This is a genomic window from Cytobacillus sp. Hz8 (assembly GCF_042263505.1).
GTDB lineage: Bacteria > Bacillota > Bacilli > Bacillales > Cytobacillaceae > Bacillus_BE.
Map to the genome: position 1 here is coordinate 91,259 of NZ_JBHKFI010000003.1, position 18,960 is coordinate 110,218.

The following is an 18,960-nucleotide window of genomic DNA, read 5'->3' on the forward strand; positions in this document are numbered from 1 at the left end:
TTGAACTCTTCTCGCTTAACCTCACAGTCTTAGAAAGTAATATTTTTCCAAAACAACAAAAAAAAGGCCGTCTCGCTAATTGAGACAGCCATCGTTTATTCATTGTTTATTTACTTAGCACTTGTGCTGCTGTAATCAAAGCTAATTTGTAAACATCTTCTTCATTACAGCCACGAGAAAGATCATTCACAGGACGATTTAAACCTTGAAGAATTGGTCCAACTGCTTCAAAGTTGCCTAAGCGTTGTGCAATTTTATAACCAATATTTCCTGCTTCAAGGCTTGGGAATACAAATACATTGGCATCCCCTTGAAGTGGAGAATCTGGAGCCTTCTTCTGTGCAACAGATGGAACGAACGCTGCATCAAATTGGAATTCCCCATCTAAAACAAGGTTAGCATCCAATTCCTTGGCGATTTCAACGGCATCGGAAACCTTCTCTGTTTCAGGAGATTTCGCAGAACCTTTTGTTGAAAAGCTTAACATGGCAACTCTTGGTTCAATGTCAAACATTTTTGCTGTTTTTGCACTTTCAATTGCGATTTCTGCTAAATCCTGGCTATCTGGGGCAATATTAATGGCACAATCAGCAAATACATATTTTTCGTCGTCGCGAACCATAATGAAAACACCGGATGTTTTCTTCACGCCTGGTTTTGTTTTAATAATTTGTAATGCTGGACGCACTGTATCTGCAGTAGAATGGGCAGCCCCACTTACTAATCCGTCTGCTTTATTTGTATGAATGAGCATCGTACCGAAATAATTCTCATCTAGTAAAATACGACGCGCGTCTTCTTCTGTTGCTTTTCCTTTTCTTCTCTCAACAAAAGAAGCAACTAGCTCGTCCATCAACCCATAGTCTTTTGGATTATGAATTTCAATTCCTTCAACAGAAATTTGTAATTCACTAGCTTTTGCTTCGATTTCCTCCTTATTTCCTATTAAAATTGGTGTAAGAACTTTGTCGGAAGCTAATCTACTAGTTGCCTTTAAAATTCTTTCATCAAGACCTTCTGGAAAAACAATTCTTAGATTTTGTCCTGTTACTTTTTCCTTTAAGCTTGAAAATAGATCACTCATCTTTATATATCCTCCTTTTACAATACGTCCTTAGCATACCCATCTCTTTTTAATAATTTCAACAAATATCGAAATTGTTATCGTTTACATTGAAAAGTCTCTTTTTTTAAAATATTATAAATGTTAGAAATGCAATTTTAATAGACCTATTTTTACTTTTGTTTTCAAATTTTTCCATATGTCCCGCGAATCTTGTCGATCTTCAAGGTTTAATCAAGGGCGTCTTGGTGAAACTGTGATATAGTAATGGTGAAAATGGTGTTAATGAAAATAATAGGAGTGATTGCAATGAGTGAAGCAGCAACTACGCTTGATGGTTGGTATTGTCTTCATGACTTCCGTGCGATTGATTGGACATCATGGAAAATGTTACCCCCTGATGAACGTCAAGCAGCCATCAATGAATTTCTAGGTCTTGTTGAAAAATGGAATACAACTCAGGCTGATAAGGAAGGAAGTCATGCATTATATACGATTGTTGGTCAAAAAGCGGACTTTATGATGATGATTTTACGACCTACGATGGAAGAATTAAATGAAATCGAAACGGAATTTAATAAATCCAAATTAGCGGAGTATGCGATTCCAACGACTTCTTATGTTTCCGTAGTCGAACTTAGCAACTATCTACCTTCTGATCAGGATCCATATCAAAACCCTGATGTATTAGCTAGACTTTACCCAATCCTACCTAAAGCAAAGCATGTTTGCTTCTATCCAATGGATAAGCGACGCCAAGGAGAGGATAACTGGTACATGCTTCCGATGGAGGATCGCCGCAATTTAATGCGCAGCCATGGTATGATTGGTCGTAAATATGCCGGAAAGGTAAAACAAATCATTACAGGCTCTGTCGGCTTCGATGACTATGAATGGGGCGTTACCCTATTCGCAGATGACGTTCTGCAATTTAAAAAGCTTGTCTATGAAATGCGTTTTGATGAAGTGAGCGCACGATATGGAGAATTCGGTTCCTTCTTTGTTGGAAATCTACTAGATGAAGACCGTATCATTCCATTCCTTCATATCAACTAATAAATCATTCTAGGCTAACTCTTCTCTAATAGAGTTAGCCTTTTTTGTCATAAATCCATTAAACCCTTCATAACTTAAATTAGTGAGTCTTCATCAACTTCATATCCGCATGTCCATTTACAGATCGTTAAGCCATCTTTAAAAGTTTTTCAAAAAGCCATACCCCTATGTCAAAACGATACTTAAACTGAATGTTTTAGGAGGGAAAACGTTTGAAAGGACCATATCAAAATCAATATGTTGATTATCGGCAAACAGGAATAAGCTATCAGCAGCCTTATTATGGAGGAACAGGTCAAGCTCCTTCCTTTGGAGCACAGCCCTTTTTTCCGCAAATGCCAACAGGTGCTGGAGTACCAACTACACCTATACCTTCACCACCTCCACCTAGTACAGTCACAATCGCTGGGGCAGCTGCCCCCCAAATACCAGGAATGCTGCCTTTGGAGCAATCCTATATTGAAAATATTTTACGATTAAACAAAGGGAAACTGACAACCGTCTATGCCTCTTTTGATGGTGAAGGTTCGACAGACAGAAAAGTATTTACAGGCATTATCGAAGCGGCTGGACGCGACCATCTCATCTTAAGTGATCCGCAAACAGGCAGAAGAACCTTAATTCCAATGGTATTTTTTAACTACGCTACATTTGATGAGGAGCTCGAATACGAGTATCCTTACGGAGCATCTCCGGGGATTACAACTTTTCCTCCAAGATAAAATAAAAAAGATGCTGAGCACCTCATTCAGCATCTTTTTTATTGTTAGAATAATTTAGCAGCCGCAATGGCTATTAATGCCCAGGCGACGATAAAAGAAACTCCACCAAATGGTGTAATCGCCCCTAAGATTCCAATTTTCGTTACACTAAGGATATAAAGACTTCCTGAAAATAAAATGATCCCAATTAACATCAGCCATCCAGACCAGGTTAATAAAGAACTGGATGGATATTTTCCTAATAAAATCCCAATGATAAGTAATCCTGTCGCATGGAACATTTGATAAGTCACACCGGTCTTCCAAATGTCTAAATACTTTTGCTCAATTTTCCCATCTAGACCATGTGCCCCAAAAGCTCCAAATGCGACTGATAATAACGCACTAATGGCCCCAATTACAATAAATGTTTTCATGTGTTCGTATTCTCCTCCCCAAAGCCAAAAAATAAGCAGTTTCCCACGTTAAAATATGAAAATTAAGAAAATTATTCTGCAATTTTATTTAAACACAAGCCTATTTGAAATGAAACCATTTTGATTGCATAGCTAAATTAAAAATCCAGGAGGGAATCGCCGTTTGCTTCATCATCCATTTCCATTTTTTTCGGTTGGGAAGTGGCAAGAGGCTGAACAGAGGTTGGTAAAGGAGAATGGAGAGGTGTCACTGACATCCTCTTCGCTTCTTGAAAGTAATGCGCCTGACTGGGTTGTTCCTCAAGCACAAGCTCACATAAAGTTTTAATTGAATAAATTCTTTCTCTTATTTTTTCCTCTGAAGAGCTCGCCTTTGCAGATTTAAGCTCCTCTTCGATTTTTGTCATAATTTGCTGAATCGAAATAGCCAATCTTTACACCTCTTTTTCATTCATGTTTTTTTTATCTCTATAGTAAACTACTTTATCTATTTTTTCCTGTTGAAGATAAAACTCATAACCTTAAAAAGCGATTACTTCTTTTCAAATCGAAGACAGACCTGTCCAGAGGCCTTCTTTACCTCTATCGCCGGTAGCTGCTTTGTTTTAAATTGATAAGCCTTACACCCCTTTGGAAAGTTGGGGTCCCATGTGACAAAAAAGTAACGACATTTATAGCAATCCACACGCTCCAATTATGTTCCCCCTCTGTACTAATTCAACCCCTTATGAAAAAGGCCATTTTCCATGAGCGAAAAATAGCCTTTTTTGTCTGTTTCACGTGAAACATGTCAAATGAAGTCAGATTTATCCCACTCTTAACGGACATTTTGACTCCCACTTCAAGATTCTGAGAATACGAAGAAGATAAGTGGGAGATCAACTGTCCGTAAAAGTCCGACGAGGGATTAAGGTCCTAGTCAGGCGAAGCCACAGGATGTGGCGTTATGAGCGTGATAAGTGAAATAAGATTTTTCTTTGGGCTTCAGCCCTTAGAAAAATCAATCAGGCTTTGCGTGACTAACCATCAGTGGGGGATGAATGACAGACTAAAAGCGCGATGTCAACACATAAGTCTGCACACTTCACGTCCTGTGCGTCGAAGACCCCCACTGATGGAAGTTTCACTTTATTCGATTTTCCAATTGATCTCTGTTTCATTCATTTCTTTTAAAAAGTGATTAACTTGTGAAAAAGGCCGACTGCCAAAAAAACCACGGTGTGCAGATAATGGACTAGGATGTGAGGATGTAATAATAATATGCTTATTCCGATCGATCAAGCCTTGTTTAGCCTGTGCCGGACGTCCCCAAAGGAGAAAAATAATAGGTTTTTCCCGATTATTTAATTTCCGGATTATTTCATCCGTGAACCTCTCCCAGCCTCTCCCTTTATGTGAATTGGCTTCCCCCGCTCGAACGGTAAGAACCGTATTTAATAATAGCACTCCTTGCTGTGCCCATTTAAGCAGATTTCCATGATGCGGAATCTCGTATCCTAAATCATCCCGCAATTCTTTAAAAATATTTCTCAAGGATGGAGGAATATCAACACCTTTCTTAACTGAAAAGCTTAAGCCATGTGCCTGATTTTCCCCATGATAAGGATCCTGTCCAAGAATAACAACTTTCACATTTTTATATGGTGTATAGTTTAAAGCATTAAACACATCTGACTGTTTTGGATAGACCGTACCCTGCTTGTATTCCTTTAGTAAAAAATGCTTAAGATTTATTAAATATGGTTTTTCAAACTCCTCCTCAAGCATCTCTAACCAATCATCCGGCAAAACTATTTTCTTCTTCATTCTTTTCATCTCTATTCATGACGGTAGTTGATTTCCATGGTATAACCCAGTTGCTTGGTGAATCCCTTTAATGTTTTTTCCGCATTCTTTTCTGCTATTTGTAAAATTCCTTGGGTAATGGCCTCTTGTTCTATTTGATCCTTGGCTTCATCCGCCAGCTTATATGCCTCATCCCAATTAACGTCCTTCCGAAAAATTCCTTCCACAGAGAAGGTTTGCGCATTCTTTAAATCAAGAGAGGGCTCTTGAATCATCGTTGCCTTAGGGAGGGTAATCGTTATTTTTTTCTGTTCTTGATTAATATCGATATCCTTCTTACCTACCTTTTGAAAATCAACGCCCGCTGTGACTGTCCCTGGTACAATCAAGAGCAGCTTCCTTTTCGTTCCTGGGATATTGGTTTGAATTTCTTTCCCAAACAATTGATTATCTTCTTTTTCAATCACAGCCTTTACATAGGCCTGGGAAGTAGCAAGAGAGGATAAATCACGCATTTGCTCCACAAAGCTGCCCTTTGCTATTTCCGCCTTTCCTCCAGAAAAAAGATAAAACAAGCCAGAGCCAATTAAAACTCCTAGGAGAAGAAAAATAACAAAGAACAATACTAGCTTCCCGCTCCATTTCTTCATGCCCCATTTCAAAGAGCGGGGAAAGGTAAAGGTGGCATTCCCTTGATCTATTGCGATGGCACTTGCCGATTGTTGTTTTGCTTCATGTAATTCCTTCCTAATGGCTTCTAGCTGATCATGTAATTCTTGATCTTTTTCACTCATCATTATCACACCTCTCTAAAACGGCATTCTCCTTCATTATAAGTGGAACGGTGCATTTTTTGTTTAATTTTGTTGAAATGAATCGAATTTTTGCTGGTAGTGGTTTTTGTAAAGGCAAAAAAACCTGCAAGCTAATAAGCTGCAGGTACAATTATCCTAATAAACGCTGATAAATGGATTTCGCTTGGTCTTCATTTTTTAAGCCATGAACCAAAGCTCTTCCATCTTGAAAAATAACCATTCTCTTCTCCTCGATATCAACCGATAATAAATAAGGGTTGCCTTTCACTTCATATCCTAGTTGTTGCAGCTTATCAGCTAGCTGCTGAAGCTGAATCATAATCTTTTTTGGAGGACGTATTTGCACTGTATCTCTTCCACACAGCACAGCTGTTTTCGTTAAATTTTCTTTCGCTAAATAAGGATAGGTTGGGTTTGACCCACAGGATAAACAATGCTCATCCTTTGCTTTGGATACCTTTATCGCCGTGTATTGATTGCGCCATAAATCAAAGCTTACAAGCGTTTGTCTTATCGCATTCCAATCCTCAGCTAAAACCTTTAGGGCCTCTGCTGCTTGATGAGCAATCACCATTTGGACTGCAGGGGCAATTATTCCTCCTGTATCACAAGTCATTCCTTGAATGGGAATAGTTTTAAGCAAACAGTTTAAGCATGGCGTTATTCCCGGAATAATGGTGAAACTCATCCCAAAGCTGCCAACACAGGCCCCATAAACCCAAGGAATTTGGTACTTTTGTGAGATATCATTAATGGCCATCCTTGTTTCAAAATTATCCGTTGCATCAAGGATGAGATCAACATTTTGACCATATTGCTCTAACACCTCAGGGGTAGCATCACCAACAATGGCGTCCACTTCAACATCGGAATTTACTTCTTGCAGACGTTTTTTTGCCGCAATGGCTTTTGGCAATTTATCCTCGACATCCTTTTCCGTGTAGAGCTGCTGCCTTTGTAAATTGGATGCCTCAATATAATCGCGGTCTATAATCGTCAGCTTGCCAATTCCTGATCTTACGAGGATTTCTGCATTCCCTGAGCCCAGAGCACCCGCACCGATAATCAGTGCATGCTTGGATCTGATTTTTGCTTGACCTGATAGGCCGATTGGAGCAAATAATGTTTGTCTTGAATAGCGCTCTTGCATTTTGAGCTCATCTCCGTTTGTATTCTATCTTTACGAGTTAATCTCCCCTAAATATGTAATCAGCCACCACTAACAGGAGGGATAAAGGCAATTTCATCCCCAGCTCGAATGATTTCCTCATTTGATGCAAATTCTTCATTGACCGCCGTCATCACAGTCTCCAGATTCATGACCTTATAGGTTTCAGAAATGATTTGCTTTACCTCTGCCACAGATTTCCCTGCTAAATCAAGCAAAATAAAGTCCTTTCCTACGATATCCTTTAAATGAGCAAAAAATAAGATTTTATTCATTTCAAATCCTCCTCTTGCGGCTTTCCAGATGGATAGGCTACCGTTTCTAGCTGATTTCCCACCCATTCTACTCCATCCTCATAATGTTCCTTTTTCCAAATTGGTACAATTTCCTTAATTCGTTCAATAGCATAACGATTGGCTTCATAAGCATCTGCACGATGAGGGGTTGAGACCGCGATAACAACCGCCACATCCGTAATATCTAGCTTTCCGACCCGATGCGTTATGGCCACCTTTGTACCGTTCCAGCGCTCTTCTATTTCTTTACCAATTTGTTCTAGCTTTTTCACTGCCATGGATTCATATGCTTCATAAATTAAATAGAGCGTTTTCTTTCCTTTAGTTAGTTCTCTCACTGTTCCTATAAAGGTGGTAATTGCCCCAGCCTCCCGTGCTACAACCTTCTCGATCACGGATTGAATGTTAATCGGTTCTTTTGAAATTTGGTAATTCAATCTGCACACCTCATTTATTGATTTCTTACATTCTATCTAAATCTTTTAATTCCTGCATGATCAACTGAGCTCTTTTGAAATCATGAGGTTCATTCATATTATAAAAACTAGACTCATTCCTCATATCTTGAACATGGAGAAAATCTCCCTCGTTCACTATCTTAACAGGAATTTGCTCAAAAATACTACGAATTCGGAGCTGTTTATTCTGTAATGACTCTGATATAACAGGAAGAATCCTTTTATGATAAGCCGCAAAAAGAGGATGAAGCTTACCCGCTATTTCTGGCACTACTGCATCGTAAATATCACTCAAGCCTCCCAGTATAAAAGAAGCTAATGCAGGTGAAATAAACGGCATATCACATGCCACAACAAGATTTTTTTCTGTTTTGGAAAAATGGAGACCTGCATGAATCCCGGCAAGAGGTCCCATACCCTTCCATTCATCTTCAGCCATCGGGAGGTTTAGAAATTGATATTCCGCAGGGGAATTCGTAACCAGTATAATCTCATTCGTCACTTTCGATAATTCCGTTACAATTCTCTCAATAACTGACATACCCCCTATTTCAAGGAGGGCCTTATTCCTACCCATTCGACTAGATTTCCCTCCAGCAAGAATGATGGCCGTTGCTTCCATGCTTTCACCTTCTCTATTCTTGTAAAGTTCAGGAGCCTATCTATACTAATGTACCTGATTTACGTTCGATATAATATGACTTTTATGCTTTTTCTTTCTTTTTTATCTCAAATTCCTTCAAAAATAAAAAACTAGTCTATGGTGTCACTCCCATCCATTTTAGGAGGAAATGATTCATAAAATAACCGTTATGCTTCTTTTTTCTGGAAATAAATAATTCCTGACAAGAAAAAGACACATAAACTTCCTAAAATGACAAAAAACAAAGTTTCTACCGAAATATTAAGAGCAAAATAAGCATCACCCCTATGTGGAATCATGGCTAAGAAAGGCTGTGCCCATGGATAGACGGGACCATACTTTGCCGAATTAACCACCAAAATATTGGGGAGTGTAAGAATAACATTGATAGCTAAAGGGGCAGCAAAGCTAGACCAGGCAACAGAAACAAGCATTTGTAACGCAGCTATTGGCATGGTCGCAATCCAGCCGCCCATAACACTTATCAATACCATTTTCCATGGGATATCTCCAGAAAAACCTCTTACCTCACCAATAAACAAAAGTCCCACTAAAAATAAAAGCTGTGTTAAAAAAAGCAATCCAATTACAATGCCGAATTTAACTATATAAATATGGTGCCTTGAAACAGGCATAGAGAGCATTTGCTTCCAGCCACCTCCAATATGCTCATACCGACAAACAAAGGCAGAGAAAACACCTGCTAACAGCGGTAAAAAAAGCAGAGCGTGTACAAAAGTCATCAAGGAAAGCGTAAATGCCCATTGACCTTCATTTTTCACAATTGGCTCAGCAAAACCTGCCACTGTAGCTAATAGCGGACTCACAAAGATTAACAACCATATGGATGATTTTCTGATTTTTAGAAACTCTGATTGAAACATCTTTAGCACCCTATTTCACATCCCTCTTCACAAAATTGAAAATCCCAATCGCATAGATCACCGCTCCAACAAAAATACCTGCTACAACCGAATAAAGGGGTTCATTCCAATCATTGATTAAAGTCGGCCATTTATAAGGGACCCAATCAGGAAGAGCAGATCCGTAAAGAGAGAGAGCCGTTCCAAGAATGCCTATCGTAAGGGGAATGGCCTGGTTTTGAATCATAATGGAAAGCCACATCTGTAAGGCGATAAAAGGCATTGCTGCAAGAAATGGATAAAAGCACATTCTAATTAAATACGAAAAGGGAATATCCGTTCCAAACTGTAATACATACCCTAAAACTACGGTTCCTACAGCAAGAAGGATACTTGAGGTACAAAGAAGGACAAAAGCTAGTGTGAATTTACTTGTAAAGACCTTCCATCTTGAAATTGGCAATGCCAGCAATTGCTTCCACGAATTTGTTTGGTGCTCAATATTAGCAATCATTGAGATGATAATCGTTAAACCAATCACTAACGTAGGGACCGCCAAGAACTGGGCATCATCAATAAGACCCCTCCACAAATCCTTTTCATATTCCTTTGTTAAATAATCATAGCGAAGAATAAAGTTTACAGCCTCTAAACCAATCACTCCCACTGGGCCAAGAATCATTAGAAAGATAATCCCTTTCCTTCGAATCTTAATGAAATCAGAAGCAAAGATACCCATCATTATAGGCCCCCTCCTTTCCCCGTAAGCTTTAGAAAAATATCTTCTAGTGATTGCTTTTCTTCTTCCACTCGATAAATCGAATAAGAATGGTCGACAAGGATATGAATCATTTTTGCAACACGTTCATCATCAATTCCTTGAAAATAGATCTGTCCGTTTTTTAGCTCTCCTTTATAACCATTTGCAATCAAAAGAGATAATGCACCGGATTCATGGCTCACATTTAAGCGTATTTGATTAGAAGAGCTTTTCCTTAAGGTTTCAATGGAATCTTGAAAGATCATCTTTCCATTGGATATAATTCCAACTTCATTCGCCATTTGGTCTATTTCCGACAAAAGATGACTGGAAACAAGAATCGTGATTCCATTTTCCTTTGGCATCCTTTTAATCAGCTCGCGAATTTCGATAATTCCAGCCGGATCCAATCCATTTGTTGGTTCATCTAGAATCAATAACTCCGGATTTCCCAGAAGGGCCATTGCAATTCCTAATCTTTGCTTCATTCCTAAGGAAAATCCCTTTACAGGACGCTTCGCCTCATGCTTCAAACGAACAATAGACAATACTTCATCTATTCTAGATTTTGGTACATCCAGTAATTTTCTTAAAACTTCTAAATTTTCATAAGCATTCAGATGGCCATAATAAGAAGGATATTCAACAAGAGAACCCACCTTTTTCAAAATGCTCAATTTTTCCCTTTTCAAATCCTGACCAAAAATTTGAATAGAGCCTTTTGTTGCCTTAGAAAGGCCAAGAAGCATCTTAATGGTTGTTGTCTTTCCCGCCCCGTTTGGACCAAGGAATCCATATATATCCCCTTTTCTTATTTGCAAGTCAACATTCTCGACCACCGTTCTTAACCCGAAATTCTTAGTTAATCCATTTGTTTGAACAATTATGTCACTCATTTCCTTCACCTCAATACGGATTTTATCCTTTGAAGGTTAAATCAAGAGGTCTAGGAAGGTTAAATTTTGTTTAAAAAAAGAAGCTGCCCTATTTAAACTAGGCAACTTCTTCCTTGAACCATATAATGACCTTTGTTCCTTGTTGATTGCTTTCAATCTCCCAATCTAGATTCATTTCCTTTAGCATGAGAGTGACAATGGTTAACCCCATTCCCGTTCCCTTCTCAGTAGAATCAGCTTCTATACCGGGCCCCTTATCTTCTATCACTAGCATCTTACCGGATTTTTGTTTTTGCAGTTTAACCCCAATATATTTCCCCTTTTTAGCATGCCTATTAATATTTTGAAAGAAGTTATCAAGAATTCTTTCCAACCAAAGAGGGTCTATCAACCATTGCATCGGCTCGTCCTGTAAATCAACATCAATAATAAATCCATCCTTTTCAAAAACAGGATACCAATTTGCGATTGAGGCGCGAATCTGCCTCACAATATCAATAAGTTGAGGATGATAAGGATACTTCCCGGATGTTAATTGAGAGTATGACAGCAAATTCTCAATTAATTCTGCAAGAAATGAAATCTTATTATCAATCAGTTTTAATGACTGCTTCCCATCCTCATTTAACGGCTCCTTTTGTAACTGATAGACCTGGGCCCTCATCGTTGTCAAAGGAGTTCGTAAGTCATGGGATAAATTCGCGATTAATCGACGCCTTAAGTCTTCTTCTTCCTGCTCTCGTTTTCTTCCTTCCTCAAGCTTTCCAATCATCCCATTAAAGGACTGTTCCAATTTCCCAATCTCATCCAATCTCCCTACTTGAAGGGCAGTTGGTATTCCTCTGTCCGTTGGTTCAATCATTGCCCCTTGTAAACGCAATAGCCTTTTTCGAATTCGGTAGAAAAAAATCCATGACACAAATATAAAAGCTGCCAAAATGAGGAACAATCCAATAATGATAATATAATTGTATTTCTCCTGAGCTTGATTCCCAGAAGCTTTCATTTCTGACCGTGGGACCTGCATCACCATAAATCCCTGATTTTTATTAGCACCAATAAAAGCCACTACAGTAAAAGGGTCCCCATCGTAGCTCTTCTTCAAAAAATCAATCGTATAACTACTATTCCAATGAGCAGGAATAGATTTTTGGAAGGGGATGCTGTACTTTGTATTCCCCTTTTGATCAACCCAAAACATAATTGCTTTCCTATACTTCCTGTGAAGAGTTTCTATTCGCAAATTGATTTCATTATCTGAAGCCTGATTAAGCCTTCCTGCCTCCTGATGCCATAGTTTCTCTATATCCGTCCCATTTTTATATTGATTCTGAGCGTCATCATTAGGAACATAAATTAACAAACTAAGGATAGGAAATGTGACAGGCATAATCATAATCGCTATGAAAATAAGCAATAAATACTTGGATAGTAAGGAACTCTTTAATCTCATAATTTTATCCTGTACCCAATTCCACGAATAGTTTCAATAATTGTTGGAGCACTTGGATTTTCTTCTATTTTCTCTCGTAAATAACGAATATGAACCATTAGAGTCTTATCTCCTTCCAAGTATGGTTCACCCCAAACAGCTTCATAAATCTGTTCCTTCGTTAAAATTTGATTTGGATGTTTTAAGAGAAACATAAAGATTTGATATTGCTTCCCTGTTAAAATCAATTCTTTACCTGTTCTACCATCTATCATACGGTTTTCATTTAATAACACCTTGATATGACCAAGTTGTATTTCCTGTTTCAAATTATGGCCAAATCTTCTAAGCAGGACTTCAATTCTAGCGGCTAGTTCCTCTGGGTGAAAAGGTTTTGTTAAATAATCATCGGCAAACTGAAGCCCTTGCAGCTTGTCATCCACCGCTGTGCGCGCAGAAAGCAACAGAATCGGAACCTCTGCTCTTTCCTTTTTCAACCTTTGCCCAATCGTAAACCCATCTAGCCCCGGAAGCATGATATCTAATACTGCTAAATCTACATCATTGATAAAGCTCATCGCTTTCTCCCCGGATACTAGCCAATTCACTTTATAACCCCTTGCCTCTAAGTCATCCTTTACCCATTTGCCTATTTCAAGATCATCTTCTATGTATAAAATAGATTTCATCCGTCTTCACCTAACCTTTCCACAGACCTATCATAGTAAATGAATTTTTGAAATACTAGCCATTTTTTTCTAATTGGGCAAAAATTTTAATTGATAGCAAAAATCCATCCACATTCTTTTTTATAAGAAGACAGATGTGATAAACTAAACTCTAATAGCTTAACTTATTTAAGGTGCAGGAGGTTTTTTACATATGACCATGAAAAAAGCTTTAACAATTGCCGGCTCTGATACAAGTGGCGGCGCAGGCATGCAGGCAGATTTAAAAACATTCCAAGAACTTGGCGTCTATGGAATGACCGCTTTAACAACGATCGTAACGATGGAGCCAAACGGATGGCATCATAACGTTACTCCTATTGCGATTGAAACATTAAAAGCACAGCTAGATACGGTTCTTTCCATAGGTGTTGATGCGATGAAAACAGGGATGTTAGGCTCTGTTGAAACGATTGAACTTACGGCAAAAGCGATTGACGAAAACAAATTGGATAAAGTAGTCATTGACCCGGTTATGGTATGTAAAGGTGAAGATGAAGTACTTCAGCCAGATACTGCCGATGCCCTTCGTGAACTCCTAGTTCCACGTGCAACCGTTGTGACACCAAACCTTTTTGAAGCATGGCAATTATCGAAAACTGGCCCGATTCGCACCGTTAGCGACATGAAGGAAGCCGCTGTAAAAATTCATGAACTTGGTGCAAAATATGTCATGATTAAAGGTGGCAGCAAGCTACAACATGAAAAAGCGGTTGACCTATTATTTGATGGCAATGATTTTAAACTATACGAAAGTGAACGAATCGATACCACGTATATTCATGGAGCCGGATGCACTTTCTCCGCTGCTATTACAGCTGAAATAGCAAAAGGAAAATCTGTTATTGAGGCGATTGCGGTAGCTAAAGACTTTATTACAGCTGCCATCAGCCACGGATTTAAACTTAATGAATATGTTGGTCCTACAATGCATGGCGCTTACCGTATCTTTGGTGCTGGTCGCTTGGAAGCAGAGCAAACTTCTAAATAATGAGATCTTGAAGATAGGTGACGAAGACGTTATCTATCTTTTTTTGTGCCTTTTTCGTAACGGGCAATTGCAGATTTAATTGAGTTTGATTTTAATGATACATTTTTCTAGGACCCCTATATTATTCATGTTTTTCTGCTGTTTTCGGACAATTTTCTTATATTTTCTTGGCTGTTGCCCTTTGAGATCCTTTTCGCTCCCATACTTTCCTTCCTTCTGTCCTCCGCTCTTTCCAAAATCTCAAGCCAATCTATTTCGCTTTTTCCCCTCTTTTTAGTAAGATATTATTATCTTTAAAGTCCATACACTTCTACCCTATATCAAAGGAGGTCATGCAAATGGAAAAGGTCATTACCGAACAAGTTCAAAAAGAGTTGGATCGATTTAGCAAGCAGGATGTTTATCTTCATTTAGAAACAACCAATGGTGCCTATGCCGCGCATCGTGATGAGTCTTTCTTTTCTTCTGGTGCCTATATTCGTAATGCACTCATTCAATATGAGCATGGAAAAATAACAGGTAGCGGTCCCTATCGAATTGGCCTGAAGATGGGAATTGGTTGGGTTTATGCAGAAGGAATAACTCATTTTGAGGTTGATGAGAAGGATCGTCTGCTTTTAGCGGGGCATGATTTTGAAGGAAAACTCGCGGTTGCATTAGAAATTAGCAAAACACCTTTTGAATAATGGCAGACAGCTCGATAGTAGCATGGGCAAAGAGAGTTGAATTCACTGATAAACGTTAGTCATATGATAAACCAAACCCTAAATTAGAAAGGAGCTCCAAAATGGGAAAAGAAAGTCATGTTTTAGTTGTGTTCCCTCATCCGGATGATGAGGCCTTCGGGGTTTCGGGTACGATTGCATCCCATACGAAAAATGGGACACCCGTTACCTATGCATGCTTAACGCTCGGAGAAATGGGGAGAAATTTAGGAAATCCTCCTTTTGCTACCCGTGAATCGCTTCCACTTATTCGGAAGCAGGAATTAATAAATGCGGCCAAAGCCATCGGAATTCAGGATTTGCGCATGCTTGGATATCGAGATAAGACCGTAGAATTTGAAGACGAGGAAGCATTAGCAAATGATATTTCCGCGATTATCGCTGAAACCCAGCCATCCTTAATTATCACCTTCTATCCAGGTTATTCTGTCCATCCTGATCACGATGCCACCGGTGCGGCAGTCATTAGAGCCGTCAAGAGCATGCCTAAAGAAAAAAGGCCAAGACTCCACTGTGTCGCATTTTCCAATAATTGCATCGAAGAACTAGGTGAGCCCGATATCATGAATGATGTAAGCGCCGTTGCTGATCAAAAAATTGCAGCAATGAAAGCCCATCTCTCTCAAACACAGTTCATGATTTCAGACACGGAAGAAAAGCTAAATAGTAAGGATCCACAAGTGATGGCGAGAATTAACACGGAACGCTTCTGGACTTATCAAATATAATAAACGAAATAACCCTAGTGATGCTTAGGGATACACTAGGGTTATTTTTATTTTTATTTTGTTGTCAGCGAACAAAAGTGATTCCAGTCGGGGATAATTATTTTTTTCCCAGATGCCACAATAATTCCTTCTTTTTTCAATTTTGAAAATACCCTGCTGACGCTTTCCCGTGAACTGCCAACTAAGGAGGCAAATTCTTGAACGGTAACTGGAAGCTCCACATGGACTTCATTATGGACTCTTTCGCCGAATTTCCTTGCGAGCTTCTCAAGTGTCTTTATTGTTTTGGTTTGAACATCAAGCATGGTCACATCCCGCAATGAGAGCGTCATATCTCTTAACGCTTCGCTCATATAATGAATGATTCTGACCCCAAGCTCCGGTGAATGCAATAATTCCTGCTCTAATTTCTCGGTATTGAGGAAGAAAATTTCCCCAGCCTGGACCATTGTGGCTGTTGCCGGATAGTTGCTCATCTGCTCATTAAACAGACAAGCCTCCGCAAAGATTTCGCCCTCCTTCTTAATACAGACAATAATTTCATTCCCATTTTCGTCTAATTTGGTGAGCTTTACGATTCCATGATCGACAAAAAAGACGCCTCTTGCTTCATCAAATTCCGTAAATAAGATTTCGCCCTTTTTGAACTTTAGCTTTTGAATTCGTTTATCTAAAAGTCTAATGGATTCCTTTGAAAGATCTTTAAAGGCCTTTATTTTTCCTAGAAATTCCTCGATATTTGATTTTTTTATAATTCTGATATGTGGATCTACTACTTCATCAAACATGTGTATCACCCCATTTTCCTGCTTTTCTCTGTTTCTTTTATTCTAAATGGTATAATCCTATTTTTGCGTGATTTTTTTCACAATTTATCAACAATTTATTAAGCGCTTCCATCCTTGTCATTATTTATTTTTCACAGAAACTTCACAGGAAAATATGATTTACATCACAAACACACCATTTTCTTCCACTTAAGATTAGAAATGTACTTATATTCATTCAAGGTCAGTGACCAGGAAATCTATTATTTAGCGCAAAAGAAATATGAGGACTTACTTGTTTCACAAGTGAATTCTCTGGGATTGAGATTTTTTAATTCGTTATAAGGAGGCATTGTGTTTTGTGAAAGTTGAACAGAGCATGATGCCCTTTTTAATTCTTTTAGCTTAATTATAGCTCCTTATTAACATGCATTTTACCCGTTTTCTTATTCTGCTGCCCACAATGGATGGAACCAACTCCCGTTTATCTTTTATCTTTAGCTTCAATTTCATTCAAACAAAAAAGATGCCCTTCACAAGAAAGGACATCTTTTTTACGTATTGAGGCGACCGAGACTGCACGCCACATCGTGCATTTCCATAAATGGAGTGTCTGTCGACTTACACAATTTAGCTCATCGCTTTGTCACTATACCATTTTTTCTTCACTTATGGCAAGTAGTAAACTAAGCTATCACTCAAGGATCTTATAATTCCTCTAGTAAAACTTGATAAAGCTTATCGTCCTCTTCATCCGGGGTGCCGCGTCCGTCCGTATTATTACTGATAAAATAAAGAGTATTCCCTTCGATGAAGACATCGCGGATTCGTCCTAAACCCGTAATGACCTTTTCCGTAGTTCCAGACTTTAAGTCAAAAACGCGGACGGCATTACCTCGGAGAGTGGCAACATAAAGCTTGTCATTATAATAGGCCATGCCAGATGGTGCCCATGTATCGTTTGCACCTGAATGAAATAACGGTGTTTCCATCCCCTCGCTTTTTTCGTCTCCTTGAATCACCGGCCAACCATAATTGTGCCCCTTCTGAATGCGATTAATTTCGTCGCGGGCCGATTGACCATGCTCGCTGGCATAGAGGGTGCCATCCGGTGCCCAAGTGAGCCCTTGAGGGTTGCGATGGCCGTAGCTATACACATAGGAATTGGGAAAGGGATTATTCTTTGGAATGGAGCCATCTAAATTTAATCTTAATATTTTTCCAGCTAAAGAATGAAGATCTTGAGCTACTTCAGGATTTTTTGCAGCATCTCCTGCGGTCGCATAGAGCATGCCATCAGGGCCAATGGCCAGTCTCCCACCATGGTGATAGGCTCCACTTGGAATTCTATCGAGTAAAAGGCTCTCCTCTTGCCATTCATTTCCGGATAAATGAAGAGTGACAATCCGATTAAACTGCCCGCTCTCATCCTTATAAGTATAATAGGCATAGGCAATCCCATTTTTTTGAAAATCAGGAGAAAGTACAAATCCTAACAATCCTGCCTCAGCTGCCTGTGCTAATGGCTTCTTTAAGTACACCTTCTGTCGAATTTTACCCTCACCTGAATATTTCACAATGGTTCCTGTTCTTTCACTTATGTAAAAAGTATCGCCAATTTTGGCAATTGCCCATGGAATTTGCAGTTGATTGGCTATCACCTTGACATCCTTTGAAGGTGCAACCGTTTCCTTTTCATCATCCGCCTGATTATGGTGATTTCCGATCGAACAACCTACCAAAAAAATCATAGCCCACAGTCCAACCAACAACCCTTTTTTCATTTAGTTCCTCCTTATTGCTTCAAATATCGCTTTTCCCACCCCGCTTTCCTCATTTGATGCCGTTACAAAGTGACATTGAGCCTTAATGTTTTCATCTGCGTTCCCCATCGCGACGGATCTCCCTACTTTTGATAGCATGGAAAGATCGTTATAATTGTCGCCAATCGCCATTGTTTCTTCTAATGATATTCCTCTTTCATTAATAAATGCCTCTAACGCAATGCCTTTTTGTGCATGAATACTAGTTAGTTCAATATTGTTATAACCAGATGAGCTCACAGATAAACCTGCAATTTTCCTAAGATTGGTTGCAGAAGCTGCTAACTGCTCCTCGCCCTTGGCAAATGCCAGAAGCTTATAAATATGGTGATCATCACTATTAAGGAGTAAATCATAATGATGGACTTCCTTTACTCGTCCATTATGTAATCGTCCCTCAGCCCTCTTTGTAATAAAACTTGGGTCTACATTAGGATTGGCTGTCGTAATGATATCTACTAAAATGCGGACGGATTGGGCAAAGCTATTCGTAAATGTTCCATGATTCGTATAGATTTCATAATAAACATCATGTTGTTCGAGGGTTTTCGTTGCCTCCCGAGCAATCTTCTTTTCCAATGGATTGAAAGTTAATACTTCCCCCTTAGATGTTCTCACCTCGGCTCCATTCACACAAATATAGGGAACCGTTAATCCTGCCTCTTTCAGAACAGAAGAGGCTTCTGAATAAGATCTCCCTGTTGCGACCACCACTTCAATTCCCATTGACTGTGCTTCTCGAATGGCTTTAATATTTTCCTCTGTAATTTTCTGCTGTGCGGTTAACAATGTTCCATCCATATCGGTTGCAATACATTTAATCAT

General features: G+C 39.1%; 22 protein-coding genes. 5 read left to right on the top strand and 17 right to left on the bottom strand.

Annotation, left to right across the window (positions count from 1 at the left end; translation table 11 throughout):
• Positions 1–106: 106 nt before the first annotated feature.
• On the bottom strand, positions 107–1,084 hold the full coding sequence (gene pta / locus ACE38V_RS05595; protein WP_375840220.1) for a phosphate acetyltransferase: 978 nt from the start codon (positions 1,082–1,084) through the stop codon (positions 107–109).
• A gap of 288 nt (positions 1,085–1,372) precedes the next feature.
• On the opposite strand from pta, the gene hemQ reads away from it, so the two are divergent.
• Positions 1,373–2,119 carry a hydrogen peroxide-dependent heme synthase gene (gene hemQ, locus ACE38V_RS05600; RefSeq protein ID WP_375840221.1) on the top strand — a complete coding sequence of 249 codons (747 nt, stop codon included), beginning with the start codon at positions 1,373–1,375 and terminating at the stop codon, positions 2,117–2,119.
• Between the two features lie 212 nt (positions 2,120–2,331).
• Positions 2,332–2,841 carry a spore coat protein GerQ gene (gene gerQ / locus ACE38V_RS05605; RefSeq protein WP_375840222.1) on the top strand — a complete coding sequence of 170 codons (510 nt, stop codon included), beginning with the start codon at positions 2,332–2,334 and terminating at the stop codon, positions 2,839–2,841.
• Positions 2,842–2,885: 44 nt separating this feature from the next.
• On the opposite strand, the gene ACE38V_RS05610 is transcribed toward gerQ, so the two are convergent.
• From ACE38V_RS05610 to ACE38V_RS05670, 13 genes are all read right to left on the bottom strand, one after another.
• Complete coding sequence (locus ACE38V_RS05610; RefSeq protein ID WP_375840223.1) at positions 2,886–3,257, bottom strand: DUF423 domain-containing protein; 372 nt, start codon at positions 3,255–3,257, stop codon at positions 2,886–2,888.
• Between the two features lie 137 nt (positions 3,258–3,394).
• Positions 3,395–3,688: a YwdI family protein gene (locus tag ACE38V_RS05615; protein WP_375840224.1), complete on the bottom strand. Its 294-nt coding sequence runs from the start codon at positions 3,686–3,688 to the stop codon at positions 3,395–3,397.
• Between the two features lie 697 nt (positions 3,689–4,385).
• Positions 4,386–5,063: a uracil-DNA glycosylase gene (locus ACE38V_RS05620; RefSeq protein WP_375840225.1), complete on the bottom strand. Its 678-nt coding sequence runs from the start codon at positions 5,061–5,063 to the stop codon at positions 4,386–4,388.
• Positions 5,064–5,074: 11 nt separating this feature from the next.
• Positions 5,075–5,836, bottom strand: a complete 762-nt coding sequence (locus ACE38V_RS05625; protein WP_375840226.1) for a DUF4230 domain-containing protein — start codon at positions 5,834–5,836, stop codon at positions 5,075–5,077.
• A 151-nt stretch (positions 5,837–5,987) separates the two neighbouring features.
• Entirely contained in the window at positions 5,988–7,007 is a 1,020-nt protein-coding gene (locus tag ACE38V_RS05630; protein WP_375840227.1) for a thiazole biosynthesis adenylyltransferase ThiF, read from the bottom strand.
• Between the two features lie 59 nt (positions 7,008–7,066).
• Complete coding sequence (gene moaD / locus ACE38V_RS05635) at positions 7,067–7,300, bottom strand: molybdopterin converting factor subunit 1 (protein ID WP_375840228.1); 234 nt, start codon at positions 7,298–7,300, stop codon at positions 7,067–7,069.
• Positions 7,297–7,758 (bottom strand): molybdenum cofactor biosynthesis protein MoaE, encoded by a 462-nt coding sequence (locus ACE38V_RS05640; RefSeq protein WP_375840229.1) that lies wholly within the window; start codon positions 7,756–7,758, stop codon positions 7,297–7,299. Before ACE38V_RS05640 ends, moaD begins: the two co-directional genes overlap by 4 nt.
• Before the next feature lie 25 nt (positions 7,759–7,783).
• Entirely contained in the window at positions 7,784–8,401 is a 618-nt protein-coding gene (mobA, locus tag ACE38V_RS05645) for a molybdenum cofactor guanylyltransferase (protein WP_375840230.1), read from the bottom strand.
• Positions 8,402–8,589: 188 nt separating this feature from the next.
• Complete coding sequence (locus tag ACE38V_RS05650) at positions 8,590–9,306, bottom strand: ABC transporter permease (protein ID WP_375840231.1); 717 nt, start codon at positions 9,304–9,306, stop codon at positions 8,590–8,592.
• Between the two features lie 10 nt (positions 9,307–9,316).
• A complete protein-coding gene (locus ACE38V_RS05655) occupies positions 9,317–10,027 on the bottom strand; it encodes an ABC transporter permease (protein ID WP_375840232.1) in 711 nt (236 codons plus the stop codon).
• Complete coding sequence (locus ACE38V_RS05660) at positions 10,027–10,941, bottom strand: ABC transporter ATP-binding protein (protein ID WP_375840233.1); 915 nt, start codon at positions 10,939–10,941, stop codon at positions 10,027–10,029. The genes ACE38V_RS05655 and ACE38V_RS05660 overlap by 1 nt, the downstream gene beginning before the upstream one ends.
• Before the next feature lie 97 nt (positions 10,942–11,038).
• Entirely contained in the window at positions 11,039–12,394 is a 1,356-nt protein-coding gene (locus ACE38V_RS05665; RefSeq protein WP_375840234.1) for a HAMP domain-containing sensor histidine kinase, read from the bottom strand.
• Entirely contained in the window at positions 12,391–13,062 is a 672-nt protein-coding gene (locus tag ACE38V_RS05670) for a response regulator transcription factor (RefSeq protein ID WP_375840235.1), read from the bottom strand. Before ACE38V_RS05670 ends, ACE38V_RS05665 begins: the two co-directional genes overlap by 4 nt.
• Before the next feature lie 193 nt (positions 13,063–13,255).
• On the opposite strand from ACE38V_RS05670, the gene pdxK reads away from it, so the two are divergent.
• The 3 genes from pdxK (at position 13,256) to bshB2 (ending at position 15,545) form a co-directional block, all read left to right on the top strand.
• Positions 13,256–14,092 (top strand): pyridoxine/pyridoxal/pyridoxamine kinase, encoded by an 837-nt coding sequence (gene pdxK / locus ACE38V_RS05675; protein ID WP_375840236.1) that lies wholly within the window; start codon positions 13,256–13,258, stop codon positions 14,090–14,092.
• A 338-nt stretch (positions 14,093–14,430) separates the two neighbouring features.
• Positions 14,431–14,778, top strand: coding sequence for a YojF family protein (locus tag ACE38V_RS05680; RefSeq protein WP_375840237.1), 348 nt, complete (start codon positions 14,431–14,433; stop codon positions 14,776–14,778).
• A 101-nt stretch (positions 14,779–14,879) separates the two neighbouring features.
• The gene (gene bshB2, locus ACE38V_RS05685) at positions 14,880–15,545 is read left to right on the top strand and encodes a bacillithiol biosynthesis deacetylase BshB2 (RefSeq protein WP_375840238.1); all 666 of its coding nucleotides are present in this window, start codon (positions 14,880–14,882) and stop codon (positions 15,543–15,545) included.
• A 53-nt stretch (positions 15,546–15,598) separates the two neighbouring features.
• Here bshB2 and ACE38V_RS05690 read toward each other — a convergent pair whose 3' ends face one another.
• From ACE38V_RS05690 to ACE38V_RS05700, 3 genes are all read right to left on the bottom strand, one after another.
• Positions 15,599–16,333 (bottom strand): Crp/Fnr family transcriptional regulator, encoded by a 735-nt coding sequence (locus tag ACE38V_RS05690; protein ID WP_375840239.1) that lies wholly within the window; start codon positions 16,331–16,333, stop codon positions 15,599–15,601.
• A gap of 686 nt (positions 16,334–17,019) precedes the next feature.
• Positions 17,020–18,096, bottom strand: a complete 1,077-nt coding sequence (locus tag ACE38V_RS05695; RefSeq protein WP_375840240.1) for a PQQ-dependent sugar dehydrogenase — start codon at positions 18,094–18,096, stop codon at positions 17,020–17,022.
• A complete protein-coding gene (locus tag ACE38V_RS05700; RefSeq protein ID WP_375840241.1) occupies positions 18,097–18,960 on the bottom strand; it encodes a Cof-type HAD-IIB family hydrolase in 864 nt (287 codons plus the stop codon).

Coding starts and splice junctions, on each gene's coding strand:
- ACE38V_RS05660 (WP_375840233.1), bottom strand. CDS start 10,941: ATGAGTGACATAATTGTTCAAACAAATGGATTAACTAAGAATTTCGGG.
- moaD (WP_375840228.1), bottom strand. CDS start 7,300: ATGAATAAAATCTTATTTTTTGCTCATTTAAAGGATATCGTAGGAAAG.
- pta (WP_375840220.1), bottom strand. CDS start 1,084: ATGAGTGATCTATTTTCAAGCTTAAAGGAAAAAGTAACAGGACAAAAT.
- ACE38V_RS05650 (WP_375840231.1), bottom strand. CDS start 9,306: ATGTTTCAATCAGAGTTTCTAAAAATCAGAAAATCATCCATATGGTTG.
- ACE38V_RS05680 (WP_375840237.1), top strand. CDS start 14,431: ATGGAAAAGGTCATTACCGAACAAGTTCAAAAAGAGTTGGATCGATTT.
- ACE38V_RS05670 (WP_375840235.1), bottom strand. CDS start 13,062: ATGAAATCTATTTTATACATAGAAGATGATCTTGAAATAGGCAAATGG.
- mobA (WP_375840230.1), bottom strand. CDS start 8,401: ATGGAAGCAACGGCCATCATTCTTGCTGGAGGGAAATCTAGTCGAATG.
- ACE38V_RS05690 (WP_375840239.1), bottom strand. CDS start 16,333: ATGTTTGATGAAGTAGTAGATCCACATATCAGAATTATAAAAAAATCA.
- bshB2 (WP_375840238.1), top strand. CDS start 14,880: ATGGGAAAAGAAAGTCATGTTTTAGTTGTGTTCCCTCATCCGGATGAT.
- ACE38V_RS05610 (WP_375840223.1), bottom strand. CDS start 3,257: ATGAAAACATTTATTGTAATTGGGGCCATTAGTGCGTTATTATCAGTC.
- hemQ (WP_375840221.1), top strand. CDS start 1,373: ATGAGTGAAGCAGCAACTACGCTTGATGGTTGGTATTGTCTTCATGAC.
- ACE38V_RS05625 (WP_375840226.1), bottom strand. CDS start 5,836: ATGAGTGAAAAAGATCAAGAATTACATGATCAGCTAGAAGCCATTAGG.
- ACE38V_RS05620 (WP_375840225.1), bottom strand. CDS start 5,063: ATGAAGAAGAAAATAGTTTTGCCGGATGATTGGTTAGAGATGCTTGAG.
- ACE38V_RS05695 (WP_375840240.1), bottom strand. CDS start 18,096: ATGAAAAAAGGGTTGTTGGTTGGACTGTGGGCTATGATTTTTTTGGTA.
- ACE38V_RS05665 (WP_375840234.1), bottom strand. CDS start 12,394: ATGAGATTAAAGAGTTCCTTACTATCCAAGTATTTATTGCTTATTTTC.
- ACE38V_RS05655 (WP_375840232.1), bottom strand. CDS start 10,027: ATGATGGGTATCTTTGCTTCTGATTTCATTAAGATTCGAAGGAAAGGG.
- ACE38V_RS05700 (WP_375840241.1), bottom strand. CDS start 18,960: ATGATTAAATGTATTGCAACCGATATGGATGGAACATTGTTAACCGCA.
- ACE38V_RS05630 (WP_375840227.1), bottom strand. CDS start 7,007: ATGCAAGAGCGCTATTCAAGACAAACATTATTTGCTCCAATCGGCCTA.
- pdxK (WP_375840236.1), top strand. CDS start 13,256: ATGACCATGAAAAAAGCTTTAACAATTGCCGGCTCTGATACAAGTGGC.